This window comes from Bradyrhizobium sp. BR 1433 (assembly GCF_051547665.1).
Classification (GTDB): Bacteria; Pseudomonadota; Alphaproteobacteria; order Rhizobiales; family Xanthobacteraceae; genus Bradyrhizobium; species Bradyrhizobium australafricanum.
Genome location: NZ_JBPUGG010000001.1, coordinates 4,273,969 through 4,297,002, shown reverse-complemented (window position 1 = coordinate 4,297,002; position 23,034 = coordinate 4,273,969). Strand labels below are relative to the sequence as shown.

Annotated in this window: 19 protein-coding genes and 3 pseudogenes; 17 read left to right on the top strand and 5 right to left on the bottom strand. The window is 64.1% G+C overall.

Going from position 1 to position 23,034, the window contains the following annotated elements:
• Positions 1 to 6: 6 nt before the first annotated feature.
• Positions 7 to 999 carry a helix-turn-helix transcriptional regulator gene (locus ACSKB9_RS20950; protein WP_256521265.1) on the bottom strand — a complete coding sequence of 331 codons (993 nt, stop codon included), beginning with the start codon at positions 997 to 999 and terminating at the stop codon, positions 7 to 9.
• A gap of 80 nt (positions 1,000 to 1,079) precedes the next feature.
• Between ACSKB9_RS20950 and ACSKB9_RS20945 the strand changes: the two genes are divergently transcribed.
• The 5 genes and pseudogenes from ACSKB9_RS20945 to boxB all read left to right on the top strand — a co-directional run bounded on the left by ACSKB9_RS20945 (position 1,080) and on the right by boxB (position 8,394).
• The gene (locus tag ACSKB9_RS20945) at positions 1,080 to 2,612 is read left to right on the top strand and encodes a benzoate-CoA ligase family protein (RefSeq protein WP_438075421.1); all 1,533 of its coding nucleotides are present in this window, start codon (positions 1,080 to 1,082) and stop codon (positions 2,610 to 2,612) included.
• Positions 2,613 to 2,929: 317 nt separating this feature from the next.
• Positions 2,930 to 4,219 carry an IS4 family transposase gene (locus tag ACSKB9_RS20940; RefSeq protein WP_438075419.1) on the top strand — a complete coding sequence of 430 codons (1,290 nt, stop codon included), beginning with the start codon at positions 2,930 to 2,932 and terminating at the stop codon, positions 4,217 to 4,219.
• Positions 4,220 to 4,254: 35 nt separating this feature from the next.
• Entirely contained in the window at positions 4,255 to 5,064 is an 810-nt protein-coding gene (locus ACSKB9_RS20935) for an alpha/beta fold hydrolase (RefSeq protein ID WP_438075417.1), read from the top strand.
• Positions 5,065 to 5,240: 176 nt separating this feature from the next.
• The gene (gene boxC, locus ACSKB9_RS20930; RefSeq protein ID WP_438075415.1) at positions 5,241 to 6,929 is read left to right on the top strand and encodes a 2,3-epoxybenzoyl-CoA dihydrolase; all 1,689 of its coding nucleotides are present in this window, start codon (positions 5,241 to 5,243) and stop codon (positions 6,927 to 6,929) included.
• A gap of 12 nt (positions 6,930 to 6,941) precedes the next feature.
• A pseudogene (gene boxB, locus ACSKB9_RS20925) lies at positions 6,942 to 8,394 on the top strand (benzoyl-CoA 2,3-epoxidase subunit BoxB).
• Positions 8,395 to 8,658: 264 nt separating this feature from the next.
• Here boxB and ACSKB9_RS20920 read toward each other — a convergent pair.
• Positions 8,659 to 8,955 (bottom strand): type II toxin-antitoxin system RelE/ParE family toxin, encoded by a 297-nt coding sequence (locus tag ACSKB9_RS20920; protein WP_438075413.1) that lies wholly within the window; start codon positions 8,953 to 8,955, stop codon positions 8,659 to 8,661.
• Positions 8,952 to 9,260, bottom strand: a complete 309-nt coding sequence (locus ACSKB9_RS20915) for a type II toxin-antitoxin system RelB/DinJ family antitoxin (protein ID WP_353704606.1) — start codon at positions 9,258 to 9,260, stop codon at positions 8,952 to 8,954. Before ACSKB9_RS20915 ends, ACSKB9_RS20920 begins: the two co-directional genes overlap by 4 nt.
• Before the next feature lie 331 nt (positions 9,261 to 9,591).
• Here ACSKB9_RS20915 and ACSKB9_RS20910 point away from each other — a divergent pair, with 331 nt between their 5' ends.
• From ACSKB9_RS20910 to ACSKB9_RS20900, 3 genes are read left to right on the top strand one after another with little or no spacing between them, the layout of a single operon-like run.
• Positions 9,592 to 10,551, top strand: a complete 960-nt coding sequence (locus ACSKB9_RS20910) for a TOTE conflict system archaeo-eukaryotic primase domain-containing protein (protein WP_438075411.1) — start codon at positions 9,592 to 9,594, stop codon at positions 10,549 to 10,551.
• Positions 10,535 to 11,050, top strand: a complete 516-nt coding sequence (locus ACSKB9_RS20905; protein WP_438075409.1) for a hypothetical protein — start codon at positions 10,535 to 10,537, stop codon at positions 11,048 to 11,050. The genes ACSKB9_RS20910 and ACSKB9_RS20905 overlap by 17 nt, the downstream gene beginning before the upstream one ends.
• Complete coding sequence (locus tag ACSKB9_RS20900; protein ID WP_438075407.1) at positions 10,999 to 12,033, top strand: DEAD/DEAH box helicase; 1,035 nt, start codon at positions 10,999 to 11,001, stop codon at positions 12,031 to 12,033. The genes ACSKB9_RS20905 and ACSKB9_RS20900 overlap by 52 nt, the downstream gene beginning before the upstream one ends.
• A gap of 109 nt (positions 12,034 to 12,142) precedes the next feature.
• Here the strand turns inward: ACSKB9_RS20900 and ACSKB9_RS20895 are convergent, their stop codons facing one another.
• Both ACSKB9_RS20895 and ACSKB9_RS20890 read right to left on the bottom strand, forming a co-directional pair.
• Positions 12,143 to 12,943, bottom strand: a complete 801-nt coding sequence (locus tag ACSKB9_RS20895) for an SDR family NAD(P)-dependent oxidoreductase (protein ID WP_057019459.1) — start codon at positions 12,941 to 12,943, stop codon at positions 12,143 to 12,145.
• A gap of 170 nt (positions 12,944 to 13,113) precedes the next feature.
• Positions 13,114 to 14,173, bottom strand: a pseudogene (locus tag ACSKB9_RS20890) (polysaccharide deacetylase family protein).
• 169 nt (positions 14,174 to 14,342) lie between these two features.
• On the opposite strand from ACSKB9_RS20890, the gene ACSKB9_RS20885 reads away from it, so the two are divergent.
• The 9 genes and pseudogenes from ACSKB9_RS20885 to pstC all read left to right on the top strand — a co-directional run bounded on the left by ACSKB9_RS20885 (position 14,343) and on the right by pstC (position 23,032).
• Complete coding sequence (locus tag ACSKB9_RS20885) at positions 14,343 to 15,737, top strand: OmpA family protein (protein ID WP_438075405.1); 1,395 nt, start codon at positions 14,343 to 14,345, stop codon at positions 15,735 to 15,737.
• A 2-nt stretch (positions 15,738 to 15,739) separates the two neighbouring features.
• Entirely contained in the window at positions 15,740 to 16,036 is a 297-nt protein-coding gene (locus ACSKB9_RS20880; RefSeq protein ID WP_016844056.1) for a hypothetical protein, read from the top strand.
• Positions 16,037 to 16,144: 108 nt separating this feature from the next.
• Positions 16,145 to 16,735 (top strand): TetR family transcriptional regulator C-terminal domain-containing protein, encoded by a 591-nt coding sequence (locus tag ACSKB9_RS20875; RefSeq protein WP_438075403.1) that lies wholly within the window; start codon positions 16,145 to 16,147, stop codon positions 16,733 to 16,735.
• Positions 16,732 to 17,640, top strand: coding sequence for a haloalkane dehalogenase (locus tag ACSKB9_RS20870; RefSeq protein ID WP_438075401.1), 909 nt, complete (start codon positions 16,732 to 16,734; stop codon positions 17,638 to 17,640). Before ACSKB9_RS20875 ends, ACSKB9_RS20870 begins: the two co-directional genes overlap by 4 nt.
• A gap of 19 nt (positions 17,641 to 17,659) precedes the next feature.
• Positions 17,660 to 17,890: a SelT/SelW/SelH family protein gene (locus ACSKB9_RS20865; protein WP_438075399.1), complete on the top strand. Its 231-nt coding sequence runs from the start codon at positions 17,660 to 17,662 to the stop codon at positions 17,888 to 17,890.
• Positions 17,891 to 18,219: 329 nt separating this feature from the next.
• Positions 18,220 to 19,274, top strand: a pseudogene (locus ACSKB9_RS20860) (UPF0104 family protein).
• An 84-nt stretch (positions 19,275 to 19,358) separates the two neighbouring features.
• The gene (locus ACSKB9_RS20855) at positions 19,359 to 20,672 is read left to right on the top strand and encodes an ATP-binding protein (RefSeq protein ID WP_438075397.1); all 1,314 of its coding nucleotides are present in this window, start codon (positions 19,359 to 19,361) and stop codon (positions 20,670 to 20,672) included.
• Positions 20,673 to 20,807: 135 nt separating this feature from the next.
• On the top strand, positions 20,808 to 21,818 hold the full coding sequence (gene pstS, locus ACSKB9_RS20850) for a phosphate ABC transporter substrate-binding protein PstS (RefSeq protein ID WP_092078490.1): 1,011 nt from the start codon (positions 20,808 to 20,810) through the stop codon (positions 21,816 to 21,818).
• Between the two features lie 224 nt (positions 21,819 to 22,042).
• A complete protein-coding gene (gene pstC / locus ACSKB9_RS20845) occupies positions 22,043 to 23,032 on the top strand; it encodes a phosphate ABC transporter permease subunit PstC (RefSeq protein WP_076830982.1) in 990 nt (329 codons plus the stop codon).
• Positions 23,033 to 23,034: the final 2 nt, after the last annotated feature.

Genomic DNA, 23,034 nt, shown 5'->3' with positions numbered 1-23,034 from the left:
GTGCTGCTAAAGCGCCACGCTGCGCAGCCCGAAGCTGCGTGCCTCGTTCTGCAGTACCGGCCGCACGGAATCGATCAGCCGTGCGGCGGCGGCGTCGACCGAGAGGCCGGCGGTGTCGACCACCGCCGATGCGCGGGCGTAGAGCGGCTCGCGGCTGACCAGGATGTTGCGCAATTCCGCCATCGCCGAGCGGTCGTCGGCCATCGGGCGCAGATCGCCCTGGCGGCGGACGCGCGCCATGTGCTCTTCCGGCTCGGCCTTCAGCCAGATCGTGTAGAACGACGACAGGATCAAATCGAAGGTCAGCGCCTCGGAGACGATGCCGCCGCCGGTCGCCAGCACCATCAATTCCTTGCGCGCCAACAGCTGCGTCAGCGCGGCCTGCTCCATGCGGCGAAAGCCTTCCTGGCCGTACAGCGCGATGATCTCGGCGACCGAGAGGCCGTTCTGCGCCTCGATCTCCTTGTTGAGCTCGACGAAGCTCCAGCCGATCTTCTTCGCCAGCATCCGCCCGAGCGTGGTCTTGCCGGCGCCGCGCAGGCCGATCAGCGCGATGCCGGAGAACGAGGCGCGCCGCGGCGCCAACGGGCTGCTGCCGGCGAGCATGTCCTTGGCCTGCGCGATCTGGTTCGGCGACGCCTTGCGCAGCAGGTCGCGGATCACGGCCCAGTCCGGCACGGGCTCGCTGGAGGGGATCAGGTCCTCGAGATGTGCACCCATCGCGCCTGCGACACGGCGCAGCAGCACGATCGAGACATTGCCTTTGCCGCTTTCGAGCTGGGCGATGTAGCGTTCGGAAATGCCGGAAACCTTGGCGAGCACCTTGCGCGACATGCCGCGCAGGGCGCGCATCGTGCGCACGCGCTGGCCGAGCTGTTCAAGGAAGTCGGTTTCCGGGTCGTTGGCTGCGGTCATGATCCCTGTGCGACGCGCGGTCCTGACTGAATCAGACCGAGGTTCTAGGAAACATAGTGCCGATAAGGATTGACAGCAAGCCAACGTGGTGGCTTTGTATGAATTATAATTCTTAAATTCACAGGAGAGGGAAGCGTGGCACGTCCGGGTCCGAGGAGCGGAGCATGACTTACAACGCGGTCTCCTGGCTGCTCGACCGCAATGTCGATGAAGGCCGCGGCGACAAGGTCGTGTTCGACGATACGGTGTCGCAAATCACCTATGGCCAGTTGCAGCAGCAGACCCGCCGCGTCGGCAACATGCTGTGCCGGCTCGGCGTCCGCCGCGAAGAGCGGGTCGCCATGATCATGCTGGACACGGTCGATTTCCCGATCGTGTTCCTCGGCGCGATCCGCGCCGGTGTGGTGCCGGTGCCGCTCAACACGCTGCTGACCGCGGAGCAGTATGCCTACATCCTTGGCGATTGCCGCGCGCGCGTGCTGTTCGTGTCGGAAGCGCTGCTGCCGGTCGTGAAGGACGTCATCGCGCGGATGCCCGACCTCGAGCATGTCGTGGTCTCCGGCAAGGACGCGCACGGCCACAAGAAGCTGTCCGATGAGATCGCGCGCGAGAGCGACGTGTTCGCCACCGCGCCGACGCATGCCGACGAGCCGGCGTTCTGGCTCTATTCGTCGGGCTCGACCGGCATGCCGAAGGGCGTGCGCCATCTGCATTCCAATCTCGCGGCGACCGCGGAGACCTACGCCAAGCAGGTGCTCGGGATCCGCGAGGATGATGTCGGCCTGTCGGCGGCAAAGCTGTTCTTCGCCTACGGGCTCGGCAATGCGCTGACCTTCCCGATGTCGGTCGGCGCCACCACGGTGTTGAACTCCGAGCGGCCGACGCCGGCGATGATGTTCGCGCTGATGAACAAATATCACCCCAGCATCTTCTTCGGCGTGCCGACCCTGTTCGCGGCGATGCTGAACGACGAGGCGACCAAGGCGCAGTCCGGCGGCAATCGCCTGCGCGTCTGCACCTCGGCCGGCGAGGCGCTGCCGGAGTCGGTCGGCAATGCCTGGAAGACGCGGTTCGGCGTCGACATTCTCGACGGCGTCGGCTCGACCGAGCTGTTGCACATCTTCCTGTCGAACGCGCCCGGCGACATCAAATACGGCTCGTCCGGCCTTCCGGTGCCCGGCTACAAGGTGCGGCTGGTCAATGAGGCCGGCGCCGACGTCGCGGACGGCGAGGTCGGCGAGCTCTTGGTCGATGCGCCCTCGGCCGGCGAGAGCTACTGGAATCAGCGCGCCAAGAGCCGCGCCACCTTCGAGGGCGCCTGGATTCGCACCGGCGACAAATACACGCGCGATGCCGACGGCCGTTACACCTTCTGCGGCCGCGCCGACGACATGTTCAAGGTCTCCGGCATCTGGGTGTCACCGTTCGAGGTCGAGAGCGCGCTGATCACCCATCCCGCGGTGCTGGAGGCGGCGGTCGTGCCGGAGGCCGACCCGGAAGGCCTGCTCAAGCCGAAGGCCTATGTGGTGCTGCGGCCCGACAGTTCAGCCGCCGGCCTGCACGAGGCGCTGAAGGAGCACGTCAAGCAGAAGATCGGCCCGTGGAAATATCCGCGTTGGATCGATGTCGTCGACAATCTGCCGAAGACCGCGACCGGGAAGATCCAGCGGTTCAAATTGCGGGAACACGAGCACTAGCTCCCCGCGTCGTCCCGGCGAAGGCCGGGACCCATACGCCGCGGCCTTCGTTTCGAGAGACGCTGTTCAACAGCTTTGCGCAACAACTAACGCCTGTGGTTATGGGTCCCGGCTTTCGCCCTAGTGCATGCACACATCTGATGCGACCGATTGACTTGGGTAGCAAGGCTGGGATTCCAGAATCGGCGATCCATGCGATTCCTATTGCGGCACTTCGGTTTGGGTGGAGGTGCCGGCATGTTGTCGCGGATTGACTGGACGTTGGGCCGGTTCGGGGATCGTCGCCTCGATAAAGGGGGGCGACGCTTGTCGGACGCATGGTTGCGGGCAAGGATGTGTGCCTGCGGCGGCTTTCCCGAGGGGATCGTGCGCTGGAAGTGCGGTTCAACCGCTTTCTGGGCCATGACAAGGTGACAACGGAGCGGATCATCGAAAGCTGGAGCGAAAGCACGGTTGCGGCGGTGAGAGGCCGCCATGTGCTGGCGATCCAGGACACCAGCGAGATCCACTTCAACACCACCGCACGACGCCGACGCGGGCTGGGAGAAATCGGCAAGGGCAATAATCACGGCGTGCTGCTGCACCCGCTGCTGGCGGTGGATGCGGACAATGGCACTTGTCTGGGACTTCTGAGCGGCGAGGTGTGGACGCGTGAGGGCCGCCGGACCGTCTCGCATGACAGCCGCGACCTGTCAGACAAGGAATCGCAGCGCTGGCTCACCACAGCCCTTGCGGCCAAGCCGCTGCTCGCGGGCGCCGCAATGGTGACCCTGCTTGGTGACCGCGAGAGCGATATTTTTGCTCTTTATGCCGGCGCGGCCGAGCAAAACCACCACGTGATCGCTCGCAGCATGCATGATCGCAAGTTGGCCGACGCGACGGGTCTGTACGTGGCCATCGATGCCATGGCGCCGGTGCAGCGGCGCACCGTCCAATTGCCCGCACGTGCGCAACGGCCTGCGCGTCAGGCGGACCTCGAACTTCGCTTCGGCGCGATCGAGCTTGCCCGACCTCAGAGCAAGTTCCTGCGAAACTTGCCGAAAAGCCTGCCGCTCGCCATCGTTGACGTCCGCGAGATCAATGCCGGTCCCGACGTCGAACCGCTGCATTGGCGTCTCATCACCTCACATAAGGTCGCCAATGCAGACGATGGTTGGCGCATCGTCGATTGGTATAAGCAGCGCTGGATCATCGAGCAGTTCTTCCGCGTCCTCAAGACACAGGGCTTCAAGCTCGAGGATAGCCAGATCGGCATCGCCGAGCGGCTTCTCAAATTGGTCACCATCGCTGCTAAAGCCGCGGTCATTACCATCCAGCTCCTGCAGGCGCGCAACGGTGGCCAGCAGGGCATCTCCACGACCTTTAACAGCGATGAGATCGCCACCTTGAGGGCCCTCAATCAGCAGCTCGAGGCCAGAACCAAAAAGCTGAAGAATCCACACCTGCCCGACACCCTCGCTTGGGCCGCATGGATCATCGGTCGCCTCGGCGGCTGGGACGGCTACCGGTCGTCCAAGCCGCCAGGCCCCATCACCTTCAAAGCCGGCCTCGAATACTTCCATGCCGTCGCTGCAGGATGGAGCCTCAGAGATACGTGCATGCACTAGGGCTTTCGCCGGGACGACGATGAGGAAGGCCTACCATGACAAACTTGAAACCCTCCGGCTTCCTCAGCATCGACGGCGCCGATCTCGAATACCGCATGATCGGTCCCTCGCCGGACGCGGCGCCGACCATCGTGATGCTGCATGAAGGCCTCGGCTGCGTCGGGCTGTGGGGCGACTTCCCCGAGAAGCTGCAGGCGGCGACCGGCGCCGGCGTATTCGTCTATTCGCGATCAGGCTATGGCGCCTCGTCGCCGGCGAAGCTGCCGCGTCCGGTCGACTACATGCACCGCGAGGCGCTCGACGTGCTGCCGAAGCTGCTCGACCGGATCGGCTTTCGCCGCGGCTTGCTGCTCGGTCATTCCGACGGCGCGTCGATTGCCGCGATCTATGCCGGCGCGCATCAGGATCATCGCCTGCACGGCCTGGCGCTGCTGGCGCCGCACTTCATCGTTGAGGACATCTCGGTGAAGTCGATCGCCGAGATCAAGACGGCGTACGAGACCACCAACCTCAAGGAGAAGCTGGCGCGCTGGCACAAGGACGTCGACAACGCCTTCTATGGCTGGAACGGCGCCTGGCTCGATCCGGCATTCCGCGACTGGGATATCTCCGACTATCTCGCCTATATCCGCGTGCCGGTGCTGATCGTGCAGGGCGCGGCCGACCAGTACGGCACCATGCGGCAGGTCGAGATCGCCCAGGAGGAGTGCTACTGCCCGGTCGATGTCGCGGCCATCGCCGGCGCCGGCCATTCGCCGCATCGCGAGGCGCCCGCGGCGACGCTCGAGGCGGTCGCCGAATTTGCCGGGGCGGCGCTGCGCGACGACCCGGCACTGGCGGCCTGACCTTTGGTGCCGGTGCCAGGTCATTGGCCGAGCTGGCGATTTTCCTGAACATGAAACAAAATGCATGTTTTTGCGTTTTGAACTAGACCAGATCGAAAACATGCATTATTGTGCATGAAGGCTTCGGCGACGAACCTTCAAGCGAACAACAGCAAGACAACAGATAAGGGTGGCCCATGGCTGGTGACGATCGCGTCCTTGCAGGCGGGGCGAAGTACATCGACTTCCAGACCGAACCGTCGCGCTACCGGCACTGGAAGCTCGACGTTGCGGGCGATGTCGCGACGCTGACCATGGACGTCGACGAGAACGCCGGCCTGTTCGAAGGCTACCAGCTCAAGCTGAATTCCTACGATCTCGGCGTCGACATCGAGCTTGCGGACGCCGTGCAGCGCCTGCGCTTCGAGCATCCCGAGGTCAAGGTCGTGGTGATGCGCTCGGGCAAGAACCGGGTGTTCTGCGCCGGCGCCAACATCCGCATGCTGGCGGGCTCGACCCACGCCCACAAGGTCAACTTCTGCAAATTCACCAACGAGACCCGCAACGGCCTGGAAGACTCCAGCGAGAATTCCGGGCAGAGCTTCATCACCGTCGTCAACGGCACCGCGGCCGGCGGCGGCTATGAGCTGGCGCTCGCGACCGACCACATCATGATGGCCGACGACGGCGCTGCCGCCGTCGCGCTACCGGAAGTACCGCTGCTCGCGGTGCTGCCGGGCACCGGCGGGCTCACGCGCGTCGTCGACAAGCGCAAGGTGCGCCGCGACCACGCCGACTTCTTCTGCACCATCGAGGAAGGCATCAAGGGCAAGCGCGCCGTCTCCTGGCGCCTGGTCGACGAGATCGCGCCGAACTCCAAGCTCGAGGGCAAGCTGGCCGAGCGCGTCAAGGAATTCGCCGCGAAGTCGAAGCGCAACGGTGCTGGCAAGGGCATCGCGCTGGTGCCGCTGACGCGCACCATCGACGATAGCGCCATCCGCTACGGCTTCGTCAGCGTCGACATCGATCGCGCCGCGCGCATCGCCACCATCTCGATCAAGGCGCCGGAAACCACGGCGCCCGCGGATGTCGACGGCATGATCGCGCAAGGCGCTGCGTTCTGGCCGCTGCAGGTCGCCCGCGAGCTCGATGACGCGATCCTGCATCTGCGCATCAACGAGCTCGAGATCGCGATGCTGGTGTTCAAGAGCCATGGCGACCGCGCCAATGTCGTGTCCTTTGACGCGTTCCTGGAGGCCAACAAGGCGCACTGGCTGGTCAACGAGGTCAGGCATTACTGGAAGCGCGTGCTCAAGCGCATCGACGTCACGTCACGCACGCTGGTGACGCTGGTCGAGCCCGGCTCCTGCTTCGTCGGCACGCTGGCCGAGCTCGTGTTCGCCGCCGACCGCTCCTACATGCTGATCGGCCAGAAGCAGGGCGACAACCGCCCGCCGCCGGCGATCGAGCTGACGGCGATGAATTTCGGGCCCTATCCGATGAGCCACGGCCTGACCCGGCTGCAATCGCGCTTCCAGGCCGATCCGTCGGATCTGGAGCGCGCGCAAGGCTCGATCGGCAAGGCGCTCGACGCGGAGGAGGCCGAGGAGCTCGGTCTCGTCACCTTCGCGCTCGACGACATCGACTGGGACGACGAGGTTCGCGTGTTCTTCGAGGAGCGCACCTCGTTCTCGCCCGACGGTCTCACCGGCATGGAAGCCAATCTGCGCTTCGTCGGCCCGGAGACCATGGAATCGAAGATCTTCTCGCGCCTGACGGCGTGGCAGAACTGGATCTTCCAGCGGCCGAACGCGGTCGGCGAGGACGGCGCACTGCGCCGCTACGGCACCGGCCAGAAGGCGCAATTCGACATGACGCGAGTTTAAGGGAGCACGGCCATGAACATGAACATCATGAACGTCGATTACTCGACCAAGATTCCGAACAACGTGAATCTCGCCGAGGACCGCCAGGTGCTCAAGGCGCTGGAGGGCTGGCACCCCGGCTACATGGACTGGTGGAAAGACATGGGGCCGGACGGCTTCCAGGAATCCCTGCTCTATCTCCGCACCGCCTATTCGGTCGATCCGCGTGGCTGGGCCAAGTTCGACTACGTGCGGATGCCCGAATATCGCTGGGGCATTCTCCTTGCTCCGCAAGAGGAAAATCGCGTCATTCCGTTCGGCGAGGATTTCGGCAAGCCGGCCTGGCAGGAAGTCCCCGGCGAGCATCGCGCGATGCTGCGGCGCCTGATCGTGATTCAGGGCGACACCGAGCCGGCCTCGGTCGAGCAGCAGCGCCATCTCGGCAAGACCGCGCCCTCGCTCTACGACATGCGCAACCTGTTTCAGGTCAATGTCGAGGAGGGCCGCCATCTCTGGGCGATGGTCTACCTCTTGCAGAAGTATTTCGGTCGCGACGGCCGCGAGGAGGCCGACGATTTGTTGCGCCGCCGCTCGGGCGATGCCGATAGCCCACGCATGCTCGGCGCCTTCAACGAGGCGACGCCGGACTGGCTGTCGTTCTTCATGTTCACCTACTTCACCGACCGCGACGGCAAGATGCAGCTGCACTCGCTGGCGCAGTCGGGCTTCGATCCGCTGTCGCGCACCTGCCGCTTCATGCTGACCGAGGAAGCCCACCACATGTTCGTCGGCGAGACCGGCATCACCCGCGTCGTGCAGCGCACCTGCGATGCGATGAAGGAAGCCGGCATCGCCGATCCGAACGACATCGCCAAGGTCCGCGCGCTCGGCGTGATCGACCTGCCGACGATCCAGAAGAAGCTGAACCTGCACTATTCGCTGTCACTCGACCTGTTCGGCTCGGAAGTGTCGACTAACGCGGCCAATGCCTTCAACGCCGGCATCAAGGGCCGCTACAAGGAAACCACGATCGAGGACGACCACCAGCTCAAGAGCTCGACCTATCCGGTCATGAAGATGGTGGACGGCCAGATCAAGATGGTCGACGAGCCGGCGCTGACCGCGCTCAACATGCGGCTGCGCGACGACTACACGCAGGACTGCGTCAAGGGCATGCTGCGCTGGAACAAGGTGATCTCGACATCAGGCATCGACTACAAGCTCGCGGTGCCGAACACCGCCTTCCACCGCCAGATCGGCGAGTTCAAGGACGTCCATGCGACGCCCGACGGCCTCCTGATCGACGACGCCACCTGGGCCAAGCGCAAGAACGACTGGCTGGCCGTCGACCGCGGACGGCGACTTCATCGCCTCGCTGATGAAGCCGGTGACCGAACCCGGCCAGTTCGCCTCCTGGATCTCGCCGCCCAAGGTCGGCATCGACAACAAGCCGGGCGACTTCGAGTATGTGAGGATCGAGAGCTGATCGGCGCGAGCATGATCCGGAAAAGTGTGAAGCGGTTTTCCGAAGAGATCATGCTCAAACAATAAATCGGGTCACGATGCGGATCGCATCATGACCCGACAGTTCCTCTCCTCCCGGAGGGGCCGGAAAGGGGTGAGCCGAGAAGGTCCTGGCTCGCCCCTTTTCTTTTTTGGGCCGGTGCCAAGCTAAGGTCAGTACTGAAACTCAGTGTCGAGGGGAGTGAACGGCTCAGCTCCTGCCGCAAGGTATCGTACGGAGCCGGCCTCAATCATCGCCTGAAAACTCGTCGGGCCACATCTGCGCGCCGTGAAGGACGCGCAAGACGCGAACAGTCTCACCGTCGACTTGGTATGCCGTGACATAAGGAGTGCGTGGGATGACCAACTCGCGCGTACCCGCGACACGTCCGGGCCGGCCGCTGTCAGGAAAGTCGAGCAAGCGCCGCGTGGCATTGGCAATCTGTTCGTCAACATGCACCGCGGCGCGCGGGCTCTCAGCTTCGATGTAGCTGAAAATCTCGTCGCGATCGGACAACGCGAAGCGCGACCAGACCAGTTTCACCGTTTATGCCCAGCTGCTTTTCGAAGTGCAGCGGCCCGGCGTTGCGCGAAATGCGCCTCGACCTCGGAATCATCGATACTGGGCCGGGTATCCGCCAGCGCCTGGTGCACCTTCTCACGAAACCAGCTGTCATAGGCTTGGCTGTTGCTCACCAGCTCCAGCGGCAGCATCCCTTCGTTGGCTGTGCGCGTCAGCAGGATCCGCACGGCGTCGGATACCGTGAGGCCCATGTTCTCGAGAACCGCGGTGGCCTTTTCCTTTACGTCCGCGTCGATGCGGGTTTGAACCAGAGCGTTTGAAGCCATGGCGACCTCCTTCCTCGCATTCAATGTAATGCATTTGAATGACAAGCGCTAGAGGTGTCACGTCTGTGATCGGAGGCGCGCACATGGTCAAAACGGCCGCTTTTCGGCGAGGCCGTTCCCACGGGCCTCAATCCGGCTCGGGCGGACGAGGTGAACTGATGGCGGTTCTGATCTTCCACCCCAGTCAGGGGCGCGCAGACCGGAATGGCGAAGTCCGGAGTTCGCAACAACTCATTCAACCGCTGCGCGCCATGTAATTACCTCTCTTAAGCCTGAGGCGGCTTTGGCCTATGGTCGCCGTAAATTGAACGGTCAGAAGTAGGCTGAAGCTTTGGCCGACATAGATGGCACTTCGGACAAGATCGTGCGTATTCAAAGGCGGTTAGCCGTCCTTGATGCCGAGCGGTCGGCGCTTGCGCTCGAACTGGAAACACTTGAGCAGAAGTTGATATCCGATCGTCAAGCGGCAACTCGGAATGCCCTTGCCGACGCTCCTGTCACCAACCGCTCGTCATCGGCGGAGACAATCGCGCTGTTCCGCAGCTTATTTGCTGGGCGTCCTGATGTCTTTCCGGTTCGATGGGAAAACAGAAAGACCGGAGGTTCAGGATATTCGCCAGCTTGTTCCAACGAGTGGGCGAAGGGGATCTGCGAGAAGCCGAAGGTTAAATGCGGAGAGTGCCCACATCAGGCATTCATCCCGCCCTCCGGCGACATCATCGAAAAGCATCTGCGTGGCGGCGATTCCCCCTCGGCTGACTTTGTCGCCGGAGTGTATGCGCTACTACAAGATGAGACATGCTGGTTCCTAGCCGCGGATTTCGACAAGGATAGCTGGGCGGATGATGCGAGGGCATTGCTAGGTATCTGCCACGCGAGAGGAATTGCCGCCGCCCTGGAACGGTCGAGGTCGGGGAACGGCGGCCATGTCTGGATATTCTTCTCCGAGCCTGTACCGGCAAGGACCGCAAGACAGATGGGCTCTGCCCTGATCACGGAGACGATGGAGAAACGTCCCGAGATCGGCTTCACGTCCTATGATCGCTTCTTTCCGAACCAGGATATGATGCCCTTCGGCGGCTTCGGCAATCTGATTGCTTTGCCGTTGCAAAGAAAGGCTCGTGAGATCGGCAATAGCGTCTTTGTCGACGAGGGCCTGCGACCGTACGACGACCAATGGGCGTATCTGTCGTCTCTGCCAAGACTGTCGGCGGTCACGGTCTTCAAAATCGCGGACGAGGCTGAACGGTCGGGTCGAAGTTCTGGATGTTCGCATGCCGGTCGACGATGAGCATGCCGACGAGCCGTGGAAGATGTCGCCGTCGCGCCGTAGTGCGCCGCGACGCATAGACGCTGCCATCCCGCAAAGCATCAGGATCGTGATTGCTGATCAGATTTACATCGACAGGGCGGGTCTTCCGCCGCCTCTGATTGCGCAGCTTATTCGCCTGGCAGCGTTCCAGAACCCGGAGTTCTATCGCGCGCAAGCCATGCGGATGCCGACATTCGGCAAGCCTCGGGTCGTCTCATGTGCCGAGTTATATATGCGCAGCATGTTGCGTTACCCCGAGGCTGCCTCGATGAGGCTATCCATCTTTTCAAAAGCCACGGTGCCGTTGCGGAGTTGGATGATTGTCGCGAGGTTGGCATGCCGTTACCTCCGGACATTTGCTTCCGAGGCGAATTGCGACAACCGCAGTCGAGGGCATTCGATGCTGTCGCCCGCCACGACAATGGCGTGCTTGCCGCGACAACCGCATTTGGCAAGACCGTTGTTGCAGCAGCGCTGATTGCTCATCGCCACCGGAATACACTCGTTCTTGTCCATCGACGAGAATTACTCAATCAGTGGGTGGAGCGTCTACGATCCTTTCTGAATGTAGACCCGAAGCGCATCGGGGTTGTCGGTGGTGGGAAGAGACGGCCCACGGGTGTTATAGACGTCGCGCTCATCCAGAGCCTCGTTCGTAAGGGCGAAGTTGCGGATATCGTCGCCAAATACGGTCACCTGATCGTCGACGAATGCCATCATCTATCCGCAACAAGCTTCGAGCTTGTCGCGCGGCGGTCCAAGGCGCGATACGTCGTCGGCTTGTCGGCGACCATCGCGCGAAAAGACGGACATCATCCGATCATCTTCATGCAATGCGGTCCCGTTCGCTATAGGGTTGATGCACGGGTTCAGGCTGCCGAACGTGGCATCCGTCATCGTGCGCGCGACCGTTCGACGCAATTCGAACTGCCTGCCCCTCTGGCGTCGGTCGAACGTCCCTCAATGCCTGCAATCTATGCAGCTCTGGCGCAAGACAGTGGGCGGAATGATCTGATCTTTGACGATGTGTTAAAATCACTTGAGGCGAAACGATCGCCCATCGTTCTGACGGAGCGAAAAGACCATCTTGAATACCTTCGGCAGCGGTTCACGCCGTTCGTGAAAAATCTCGTCGTGCTGCGTGGCGGTATGTCCGCGGGGGATCGTCGAATGGCGAACGCGGCGATGCAAGTGTCGGATGATGAGGAGCGCCTGATATTGGCGACGGGTCGCTATATTGGTGAAGGCTTTGATGACGCTCGGCTCGACACGTTGTTTTTGACGATGCCGATCGCTTGGAAGGGGACATTAGCGCAGTACGTTGGCCGGCTTCATCGTGAGCACGATGGAAAGAAGGACGTCCTAGTCGTCGACTATGTCGATCAGACTGTTCCGGTTCTCGCCCGAATGGCAGCGAAACGACGGGCGGGGTATCGCGCGCTGGGCTATATGATCGAGTAACGGCACTCCGCTGGAGCGGAGCGCCGTTAGGAAGGTATTCGGCACCACCGGTGCTGCCGTCGTCCGTTGCGAGCGGTTTAGTTTTGTTCGGCCTGAGAGGCGCGCTTGGCTACCCCGCGATTTCCAGCCCCGCGGTCGCGTAGACCACGCCGCCATCGACCGCGACGGTGTTACCCACGACATAGTCGCCGGCGCGCGAGGCGAGGTAGATCGCGGTACCCGCCATATCCTCGTCGGTACCGACGCGCTTCGCCGGCACGCGCTTGGCGACCTCGTCGGCGTGGTCGCGCGCGGCGCGGTTCATGTCCGACTTGAAGGCGCCCGGCGCGATCGCGGTGACGTTGATGTTGTCCTTGATCAGGCGGGTCGCCATGCGGCGCGTCAGATGGATCACCGCAGCCTTGCTGGCGGCATAGGAATAGGTCTCCATCGGGTTGACGAAGATGCCGTCGATCGAGGCAATGTTGATCACCTTGCCTGGCTTGTCGTGCGTCGCCGCCGCACGCAGCGGCTTGGCCAGCGCCTTGGTCAGGAAGAAGATCGACTTGACGTTGAGGTTCATCACCTTGTCCCAGCCGCTCTCCGGAAATTCGTCGAAATCCGCGCCCCATGCCGCGCCGGCATTGTTGACGAGGATGTCGAGCTTCGGTTCGCGCTTGATGATCTCGCCCGCGAGCTTCTCGCAGCCCTCGACGGTCGAGATGTCGATCGGCAGCGCGATGCATTCGCCGTCATAGGCGGCGGACAGCTCCTGGGCGGTCGCCTCGCAGGGACCTGCCTTGCGCGCGGTGATATAGACCCTGGCGGCACCCTGCGCGAGGAAGCCGGCCGCGATCATCTTGCCGATGCCGCGCGATCCCCCGGTCACCAATGCGACGCGGCCCTTCAGCGAGAACAGATCCTTGAACATGCGCTCCTCCATTGCGTTGCCAGTGGTTCTGGGCGCACCCGGGGAGCGAGTCGAAGGAGAGGGAAGGGATCGGTAGCCCGGATGCAGCGGAGCGAAATCCGGCAAAATGCTATCCGCGGATGCGACTGTCCCGGATTGCGCTTCGCTGCATCCGGGCTACGAAGAGTAGGTCACGCCGCGTCGATGCGGCGAAAGCCGTTCCACACTGCGGTGGCGGCGCCTGATGTCAGCACCGGCAGCAGGCGCGCGTCCTGGTAATTGCCGTTCAGCGAGACACGCTGCAAGGCGGTCAGATGGTCGGCGCTTTCGGGAAACAGCATGCCCGGCCGCGTCGTCACCGCGGTCCGAAAGCCGATCGACCGGGCGAGGGCGAATTCACGCTGCCCGGCGGCGATCCGATCGCCATAGGGATAAGCGAGATGCAATGCCGGCCGCTGCAGCGCATCCTCGATCCGCGCCCGGCTGGTTGCGAGCTCGAACGATGCGATGGTCTCGCTCTGCTTGGCGAGATTGCAATGGGTGATGGTGTGCGCGCCGATCGTCACCAGCGGATCCTCGGCAAAGCCGCGCAACTCGTCCCAGGACATGCAGAGCTCGCGCGCGATGCCGGTCTCGTCGACGCCGTGACGGGCGCACAGCGCGGATATCTCGGCCTGCATCGCCTGCTCGCCGGGCAGTGAACGCCAGCCAGTCGTGGATGCGGCCGAAGGCAGTACGCTTGGCCTGCGGTGTCGAAGTGTCGATCCGCGTCATGGTGCCGTCGATCGGCACCTCGATCGCGGACGCCGCCGCGATCACCCGCTCCAGCGCGATCCACCACAATCTGCCGCAGCCGTCGGCGAAATCGCTCGCGACATAGACCGTGAACGGGGCGCCGAACTCGCGCATCACAGGCAGCGCGAAATCGCGGTTGTCGCGATAGCCGTCGTCGAAGGTAAAGCAGGCGAAGCGCCGCGCGAAATTCCGTTCGGCGAGACGGCGATGCGCCTCGTCGATGCTGATCACGTCGACGTCGAGCGCGCGCAGATGCGTCAGCATCGCGCGCAGGAAGTCCGGCGTGACCTCGAGATGATGGTTCGGCTGGAACGCGTCGCCGCGCCGCGGACGGACGTGGTGCAGCATGAAGATGGCGCCGACACCGGCGAAGATCGGCCGCAGCAGGATGTGCGCACCCGAGAAATACAACGCCTCCATCCCGGCACGAATCACGGTGTTGCGGAGTTGTTTCATGGGGGCGCGGGCCGGCCGATTTGCATTCCGCGGCAAACTTAGCGAAAGACCACTGAAGAAACTGTTATCCCGGTCCGACATGGCGCCCCCGCCATGGCGCGTCATTTGGGGTTTGACAGTCAGCCAAGGGTTTGATTTCTCTCTGGTTCCCGACCCCGCAGGACGCTGAATGCACGGACTTTTCAAGTGGAGTAGCAAGTGGTGGCCGGGGGTGATTCCACTGGTTGTGCTTTGGGGTCTTGCGGCCTGGACCAGCACTGCAACGGTCGAAGCGGACCTTGCCGCGCGCTCTAATGCCGCACTGAAGGACACCGTTCTCGACAAGCGCCGCATCAGCGTCGACGGCCGCGATGTGACGTTCGCGGCCAACGCCTTCTCCGAAGACGGCCGTCTCAGCGCGGTGGCGTCGGTCGAAGCCGTGCCCGGCGTGCGGCTGGTCAACGACGAGACCCGCCTTGTTCCCGAAGCCAAGCCCTTTGTCTGGTCCGCCGAACGCGACGTGGTGCGGGTCACACTCGGTGGCAATGCGCCGCTGCCGTCGAGCAAGGGCAAGTTGACCGAGGCCGCGAAGGCCAGTCTCGGCGGCGTCGAGGTGGTGGATCAGATGGTGCTCGCCCGCGGCGCGCCGCTGCGGTTCGACGCGGCGGCGCTGCTGTTGCTCGACCAGATCGGCAAGCTGAAGGAAGGCAAGATCACGCTCACCGACAGCAAGGTTGCCCTCGCCGGCATGGCGCGCGAGCTCGGCGGACGCGAAGCGGTCGCCGCGGCGCTGAAGAACCTGCCGGAAGGCTATTCGATCGCCGCCAACGACATCAAGGCGCCGCCTTACGTGTTCCAGGCCTACAAGGACCCGGTCGCGGTGACGCTGACGCTGACCGGCTACGTGCCCGACAACAACGTGCATGCCGCGCTGGTCGCCGCCGCCGGCCGCAAGTTCTTCAGCGAGAAGGTGGTCGACAATCTCAAGGCCAGCATCGGCGCGCCGTCGGGTTTCGCGGCCGCGGTGGGGCCTGCGCTCGGCGCACTGTCGCGGCTGTCGACCGGAACGCTGGTGGTATCGGACCGCGAGGTGAAGCTGTCGGGCGATGCGCTCTACGATGCCGCCGCCGGCCAGATCCGCGACGGGCTCGGCAAGGATTTTCCGCAGGGCTGGCAGTACAAGGCCGAGGTCACGGTCAAGCCGGCGGCTGCCCCGGTCGATCCCACGGTGTGCCAGCAGCTGTTTTCCGAAATTCTCTCGAAGGGCAAGATCCGCTTCGGGTCCGGCAAGGCCGACATCGTGCCGGATTCCGCCGGCCTGCTCGACCGCCTGATCGAGACCGCGTTGCGCTGCCCCAATGCGACGATCGAGATCGCCGGCCATACCGACAGCGACGGCGAGGAGGCGGCCAACCAGGCGCTGTCGGAGCGCCGCGCGCAGGCCGTGGTGGATTACCTCGTGCGCGCCGGGCTGCCTGCCAGCCGCTTCACGCCGATCGGCTATGGCAGCACGCAGCCGCTGGCCGGCAACGAGAGTGAAGACGGCAAGGCGCAGAACCGCCGCATCGAATTCGTGGTGAAGTAGCGATGACCGTGCTCGCGACATTCTTCTGGGGTTGGCTGCTCGGCGCGGCGCTGCTCGGCTTTTGCATGGGCTGGATCGCGGTGGTGCATCGGGCGCAGGGCGTCTCGAAGGTCTGGATGCGCTGGCTGGCGCTGCTCGCCGCCGCGCTGGTGGCGACGTCGTTCGCGCGGATCGTGCCCGGCCGGTTCGGCTACTGGCTCGATCTCTTCCTGGTCATGTTCGCGCTCTATCTCGTCGGCTGCGCGATCGGCTCCTGGCTGCGCGACTGGGTGGTTTCGCGCAGCAAGCCCGCGAGCTGACCTCAACCTCCTGATCCGGCAGGCCTGAGCGGCGTCGCCAAGCGCTGCGCGCGCCGCATTCATTTTAGCGCTTGACATCAATACGTACGTACGTATTAGATTGCGGCTATGCCAAAACCCTCTCTCCGCGATGCCATCCTCGACGCCGGCCTGAAGGAAATGTTCCGGACCGGCTATCACGGCACCAGCGTGCGCGACGTCACCGCCGCCGCCGGCGCGCCGCAGGGCTCGTTCACCAACCATTTCCGCTCGAAGGAGCTGTTCGCGTCCGAGGTGCTGGACCGTTACTTCCTCTATGTCCGTGGCCTCGTCGCCGAAGCCCTCGGCGACCTGGCGCGGACGCCGCGCGAAAGGCTGAGAAGCTACCTCGATCTGATCACCGGCAAGCTCGCGCATGACGGTTTCACCCGCGGCTGCCTGATCGGCGATTTCAGCCTCGAGGCGTCGGGCTCGAGCGAGATGCTGCGCGAGCAGCTCGACGACATCTTCCGGGAATGGCGCGCCCCGTTTGCGGCCTGCATCGCCGAGGCTCAGGCCACCGGCGAGATCGCCTCCGACTTCGATCCCGATCAGCTGGCCGATTTCCTGCTCGCATCCTGGCAGGGCGCGATGCTGCGCATGAAGGTCGAACGCAGCGAAGCTGCGCTGACGCGTTTCAAGACGATCGCATTCCAAACCGTGTTCAAGGAGTTGCCATGACCATATCCCCCGATATCAGCCTGCATCATCGCGCCGTGCTTGGGTCTACGATGGCCTATCGCGAGACCGGCCGCAGCGACGCGCCGCACGTGCTGTTCCTGCACGGCAATCCGACGTCGTCCTACATCTGGCGCAACATCATGCCGCTGGTCGCCCCCGTCGGGCACTGCATCGCGCCCGACCTGATCGGCTACGGCCAGTCCGGCAAGCCCGACATCGGCTATCGCTTCTTCGACCAGGCGGACTATCTCGACGCGCTGATCGACGAGCTCGGCATCGCCTCGGCCTATCTCGTCGCCCAGGATTGGGGCACGGCGCTCGCCTTCCACCTCGCGGCACGCCGTCCGCAACTGGTGCGCGGGCTCGCCTTCATGGAGTTCATCCGCCCGATGCGCGATTGGTCGGACTTCCACCAGCACGACGCCGCGCGGGAGACGTTCCGGAAATTCCGCACGCCGGGCGAGGGCGAAGCGATGATCCTCGACAACAATGCGTTCGTCGAACGCGTGCTGCCCGGCTCGATCCTGCGCACGCTCAGCGACGAGGAGATGGCTGCCTACCGCGCGCCGTTTGCGACGCGAGAGAGCCGCAAGCCGACCTTGATGCTGCCGCGCGAGCTGCCGATCGCCGGCGAGCCGGCCGATGTCGCCGAGGCGCTCACGGTGGCGCATGCGGCGCTCGCGGCATCGACCTATCCGAAGCTGCTGTTTGCGGGGGCGCCCGGGGCGCTGGTGTCACCGGCCTTTGCCGCCGAATTCGCCAAGACGCTCAAGCATTGCGCGGTCATTCAACTCGGTGCGGGCGCGCACTATCTGCAGGAGGATCATCCGGAGGCGATCGGCCGCTCTGTGGCCGGCTGGATCGCCGGCGTCGAGGCTGCCTCCGCGCAGCGCCACGCCGCATGAGGGGCACGGAGCGCGTGACATGAGGGATGTCTCGATCACCTATTGCCGGCCGTGCGGCTACGAGAAGCGTGCCAAAGAGGCCGCGGCGCTGTTGCGCGAGCGCCTCGGCGTCGATGCGACGCTGATCCCCGGCGAGGGCGGCATCTTCGAGGTCAAGCTTGGCGACGAGGTTGTCGCCAGGCGCGCCAAGGGACATTTTCCCGATGCCGCCGAGATCGTCGCCGCGGTCACGGCCGCGCGGGATTGCTGATCAGCGGAGCGCCTCTCGGCGGGTACCGGAAGATCATTCTCTATTCGGCCGTGCCGGTGCTTCACCGTAGTTTTCCGGATGGCCTTGCGGACCGTTCGGCGGGCTAACTGCCGCACGCGCATGTCAAGTCTTGTCGAAGGCGGCGGGAAACGCGCATATTTGTGCACCCGCTGTCATGAATCATCCGTAATATCTTGAAGATGCGCGTTTTATTGTCTTTTGACGAATTCCACTCCGGTTTAAAACGCGCTACACGGGCCAGGGCACAGCGAAGCGCCGGCGGAGATCGCCCGGGAGCCGTCGTCGCGGGATCGCAATTCGAGGTCTAGATGCTGGAAGCAATACGCAGGGCGATGGCGTTTCTGCGCCAGAAGCAAATCCTGCATCGGCTGGGTGTTGTCATCAGCATCGCCGTCATCGGCATCGCCTGCTACGTCCTGTATCACATGCTGCGCGGCATCGACACCAACGAGGTGCTCGAGGCCATCAAGAGCACCGAGCCGCGGCAGATTGCCCTGGCGGGACTGTTCGTCGCGGCGGGCTACTTCACGTTGACCTTCTACGATCTGTTCGCGGTGCGCGCGATCGGCCACGCCCATGTGCCCTATCGCATCAACGCGCTCGCGGCCTTCACCTCCTATTCGATCGGCCACAATGTCGGCGCCAGCGTCTTCACCGGCGGCGCGGTGCGCTACCGGATCTATTCGGCGTGGGGGCTGAACGCGATCGACGTCGCCAAGATCTGCTTTCTCGCCGGGCTCACCTTCTGGCTCGGCAATGCCGCAGTGCTCGGGCTCGGCATCGCCTACCACCCGGAGGCGGCCGCCAACATCGACCAGCTGCCGCCCTGGCTCAACCGGGCGCTGGCATTCGCGATCATCACCGCGCTGGTCGCCTATGTGGTCTGGGTCTGGACCCAGCCGCGGGTGGTCGGCCGCGGCCCCTGGACGGTGACCCTGCCGGGCGGCCCGCTGACGCTGCTGCAGATCGCAATCGGCATCCTCGACCTCGGCTTTTGCGCGCTGGCGATGTACGTGCTGGTGCCGGACGAGCCAAATCTCGGCTTCGTCGTGGTCGCGGTCATCTTTGTGTCGGCGACGCTGCTCGGCTTCGCCAGCCACTCCCCCGGCGGCCTCGGGGTGTTCGACGCCGCCATGCTGGTCGGCCTCTGGCAGATGGACCGCGAGGACCTGCTCGGCGGTATGCTGCTGTTCCGGCTGCTCTACTATATTGCGCCGTTCGTCATATCTGTAATCTTGCTGACGTTTCGGGAGGTTATCGTCGGCGCCCGACTCAAACGGCTGCCGCAGGCTGATTCGGGTCCCGCGCCGAGCCGCACCATGAGGCGGTTCTGGTTCGCAAGCGCGGTGACTCCGGGGTCTGATGAAGCGGCCCAATGCCTCCCGAGGGAAGGTCGCTATGACCGCGCCTGGGCGAGACATGAACCGACGGGATGAAAGCCGCCGCGATGGCAATTGACGATTCGCATTCCTCCATCTTCTCGCCCTGGCCCGACCGGTTGCGCCACTCCGCGCTGATCCTGCTTGCCGCAGCGCTGGCCTTGAGCGTGGTGGTCGCGCTCGGCGAATTGTCGCTAGTGCGCGCCTGCGCCGTGTTCGTCTGCATCGCGGCCGCGGCGCTGGTGCCATGGCGGCTGCATGATGCCGGAACCTCGCGCGAGGATGTCCGCGGCGTCAATCCGGTCGAGGCCGCCGCCGTCAGCGCGGTCGTCGCCGGCATGCCGGATCCGGCCGTGCTGCTCGATCGCGCCGGCCGTGTCATCCATCTCAACGTCGCCGCGGCGCAGCTCGCGCCCGCGCTGCGCAAGAACGAACTGGCGCAATTTGCCCTGCGCTCGCCGGAGATCATCACCGCGCTGCGCGAGGCGATCGCGACCACCGAGCCGCGCCGCGCCACCTACACCGACCACGTTCCGGTCGATCGCTGGATGGAACTGGTGATCACGCCGGTGCCGGTGCCGACCCAGTTCGGCGGCACCGAGAAGTGCATGCTGATGACCTTCCACGACCTGACGCCACTGCGCCGGGTCGAGGAGATGCGCGCCGATTTCGTCGCCAATGCCAGCCACGAGCTGCGCACGCCGCTCGCCGCCTTGTCCGGCTTCATCGACACGCTGCAGGGGCCGGCGCGTGAGGACGCGCGGGCGCGCGAGCGCTTCCTCGGCATCATGCACACCCAGGCGACCCGTATGGCGCGGCTGATTGACGATTTGCTGTCGCTGTCGCGGGTCGAGCTGTCGGCCCATGTGCGGCCCGAGGCCTCGATCGACATCGTGCCGATCATCCGCCAGGTGGCCGACGGGCTCGAGGCACTGGCCAGCGAGCGCCAGGTCGAGATCGAGGTCGACCTGCCTCAGGCCCCGGTGATGATCGCCGGCGACCGCGAGGAACTGCTCCGCCTGTTCGAGAACCTGATCGAGAACGCCCTCAAATACGGCGCTTCCGGGGGCCGCGTCATAGTGTCGCTGAATCAGGCCGTTTCGGGCGCATCGGGCGAGGGGACCCCCGAAATCCGTGTCATGGTACGGGATTTCGGCCCCGGCATCGCCCCGGAGCACCTGCCGCGGCTGACCGAGCGCTTCTACCGGGTCGACGTCGGCGACAGCCGCAACCAGGGCGGAACGGGCCTCGGATTATCGCTGGTGAAACATATTCTTAACCGTCATCGCGGGCGTCTTTTGATCGAGAGCGTGCCGAAGAACGGCGCCACTTTTACCGCCTGTTTTCCCCGGCCGAAGACCCCGTTACCAACTCAAAGCTAAGCGTTTTCAGAAGCTTAGCACTGTCATCCAACTGTCATTCAACCTTCGTAAAAGCAGCACCGACCGCTCCTAGATGGACCGGCGTGAGCGCGATCGGGCGCATTCGGCGCTTCGCTCACTGGATGGAGACCACCCATGAATTTCATCAAAGCAATCGTCGCAGCCGGCATGATCGCCGCTTCGACGTCGGCCTTCGCTGCCGATATTACCGGCGCGGGCGCGACGTTTCCGTTCCCGATCTATTCGAAGTGGGCTGACGCCTACAAGAAGGAGACCGGCAACGGTCTGAACTACCAGTCGATCGGCTCCGGCGCCGGCATCAAGCAGATCCAGGCCAAGACCGTGACCTTCGGCGCCACCGACGCGCCGCTCAAGCACGAGCAGCTCGAGAAGGACGGCCTCGTCCAGTGGCCCATGGTGATGGGCGCGATCGTCCCGGTCGTGAACCTCGAAGGCATCAAGCCGGGTGACCTGATCCTGTCGGGCGAAGTGCTCGGCGACATCTATCTCGGCAAGATCACCAAGTGGAATGACGCGGCGATCGCCAAGCTCAATCCGAAGCTGACCCTGCCGGGCGATGCGATCACCGTCGTGCGCCGTTCGGACGGTTCGGGCACCACCTTCAACTTCACCGACTATCTCTCCAAGTCGAACGCCGACTGGAAGTCCAAGGTCGGTTCCGGCACCGCGGTCGAATGGCCGGTCGGCGTCGGCGCCAAGGGCAACGAAGGCGTTGCCGGCAACATCAGCCAGACCAAGAACGCGATCGGCTATGTCGAATATGCCTACGCCAAGCAGAACAAGCTGACCTACACCGGGCTGGTCAACAAGGCCGGCAAGACCGTGCAGCCGACCATGGCTGCCTTCCAGGCTGCCGCCTCGAACGCCGACTGGGCCAAGGCTCCCGGCTACTACGTGATCCTGACCGACCAGCCGGGCGAGGCCTCCTGGCCGATCACCGCGGCGACCTTCATCCTGATGCACAAGGACTCGACCGACAAGGCGGCCTCGCAGGAAGCGCTCAAGTTCTTCAAATACGCCTTCGAGAAGGGCGACAAGGCGGCCGAAGAGCTCGACTACATCCCGATGCCGGACTCGGTCGTCAAGCTGATCGAGAAGACCTGGTCGTCGGACATCAAGAGCTAAGTCCGACGCTGCGACAGGACCTGTGCCGATCGCGGCACAGGTCGAGCGACCAAGACCCGGTCTCCATCACCGCGGCGACAAGCGCGGGATCGAGGCCGGGGTTCGCGCCTCAAGGGGCGTGGCTGGAACGACGACGCCCGGCCAAATGCGTCAGTGACGATCGCTTCGGGGCGTAGCGGTTTGCGTGGCTTTTGCATACTAAAGAGGGGATCGGCGTGGCAGACATGGCTGTTCAGAGCGATGTGATGGAAGCCGCGGGACCTTACGATCGCGCCAAGGCCCTCAGCGCCTTCAAGCTCGGTGACCTCACTTTCTATTGGATCACCCGCATCTCGGCGATTTCGGTTCTGTTGATCCTCGGCGGCATCATCCTGTCGCTGATCGTCGGCGCCTGGCCGGCGATGAAGGAATACGGCATCGCCTTCCTCTGGACGCAGCGCTGGGCACCCTCGGCCGATCCACCGGTGCTCGGCGCGCTCGGCCCGATCTACGGCACGCTGATCACCTCGGTCATCGCGATGCTGATCGCCATTCCGGTCGGCATCGGCATCGCCGTGTTCCTCACCGAGCTCTGCCCGCAAATGCTGCGCCGCCCGATCGGCATCGCGATCGAGCTGCTCGCCGGCATCCCCTCGATCATCTACGGCATGTGGGGCTTCTTCGTGCTCGGCCCGTTCCTTGCCAACACGTTCCAGCCCTTCATGATCCGGATCTTCGAGGGCGTCCCGGTGCTGGGTGCGGTGTTCGCCGGCCCGCCGTCCTATCTCAGCCTGTTCAACGCTGCGCTGATCCTTGCGATCATGGTGCTGCCCTTCATCACCGCGATCTCGGTCGACGTGTTCAAGACCGTGCCGCCGGTGCTGAAGGAAGCCGCCTACGGCATGGGCTGCACCACCTGGGAAGTCGTTCGCAGCGTCGTGATCCCCTACACCCGCGTCGGCGTGATCGGCGGCATCATGCTGGCGCTCGGCCGCGCCCTCGGCGAGACCATGGCGGTGACCTTCATCATCGGCAACTCGTTCCGCATCTCGTCGTCGATCTTCGCGCCGGGCACCACGATCTCGGCGGCGATCGCCAGCGAATTCGCTGAGAGCGACGGCCTGCACCAGTCCGGCCTGATCCTGCTCGGCCTGCTGCTGTTCGTGCTGACCTTCTTCGTGCTCGCCGGCGCGCGGCTGATGCTGATGCGGCTTGAAAAGAAGGCGGGGAAGTAACG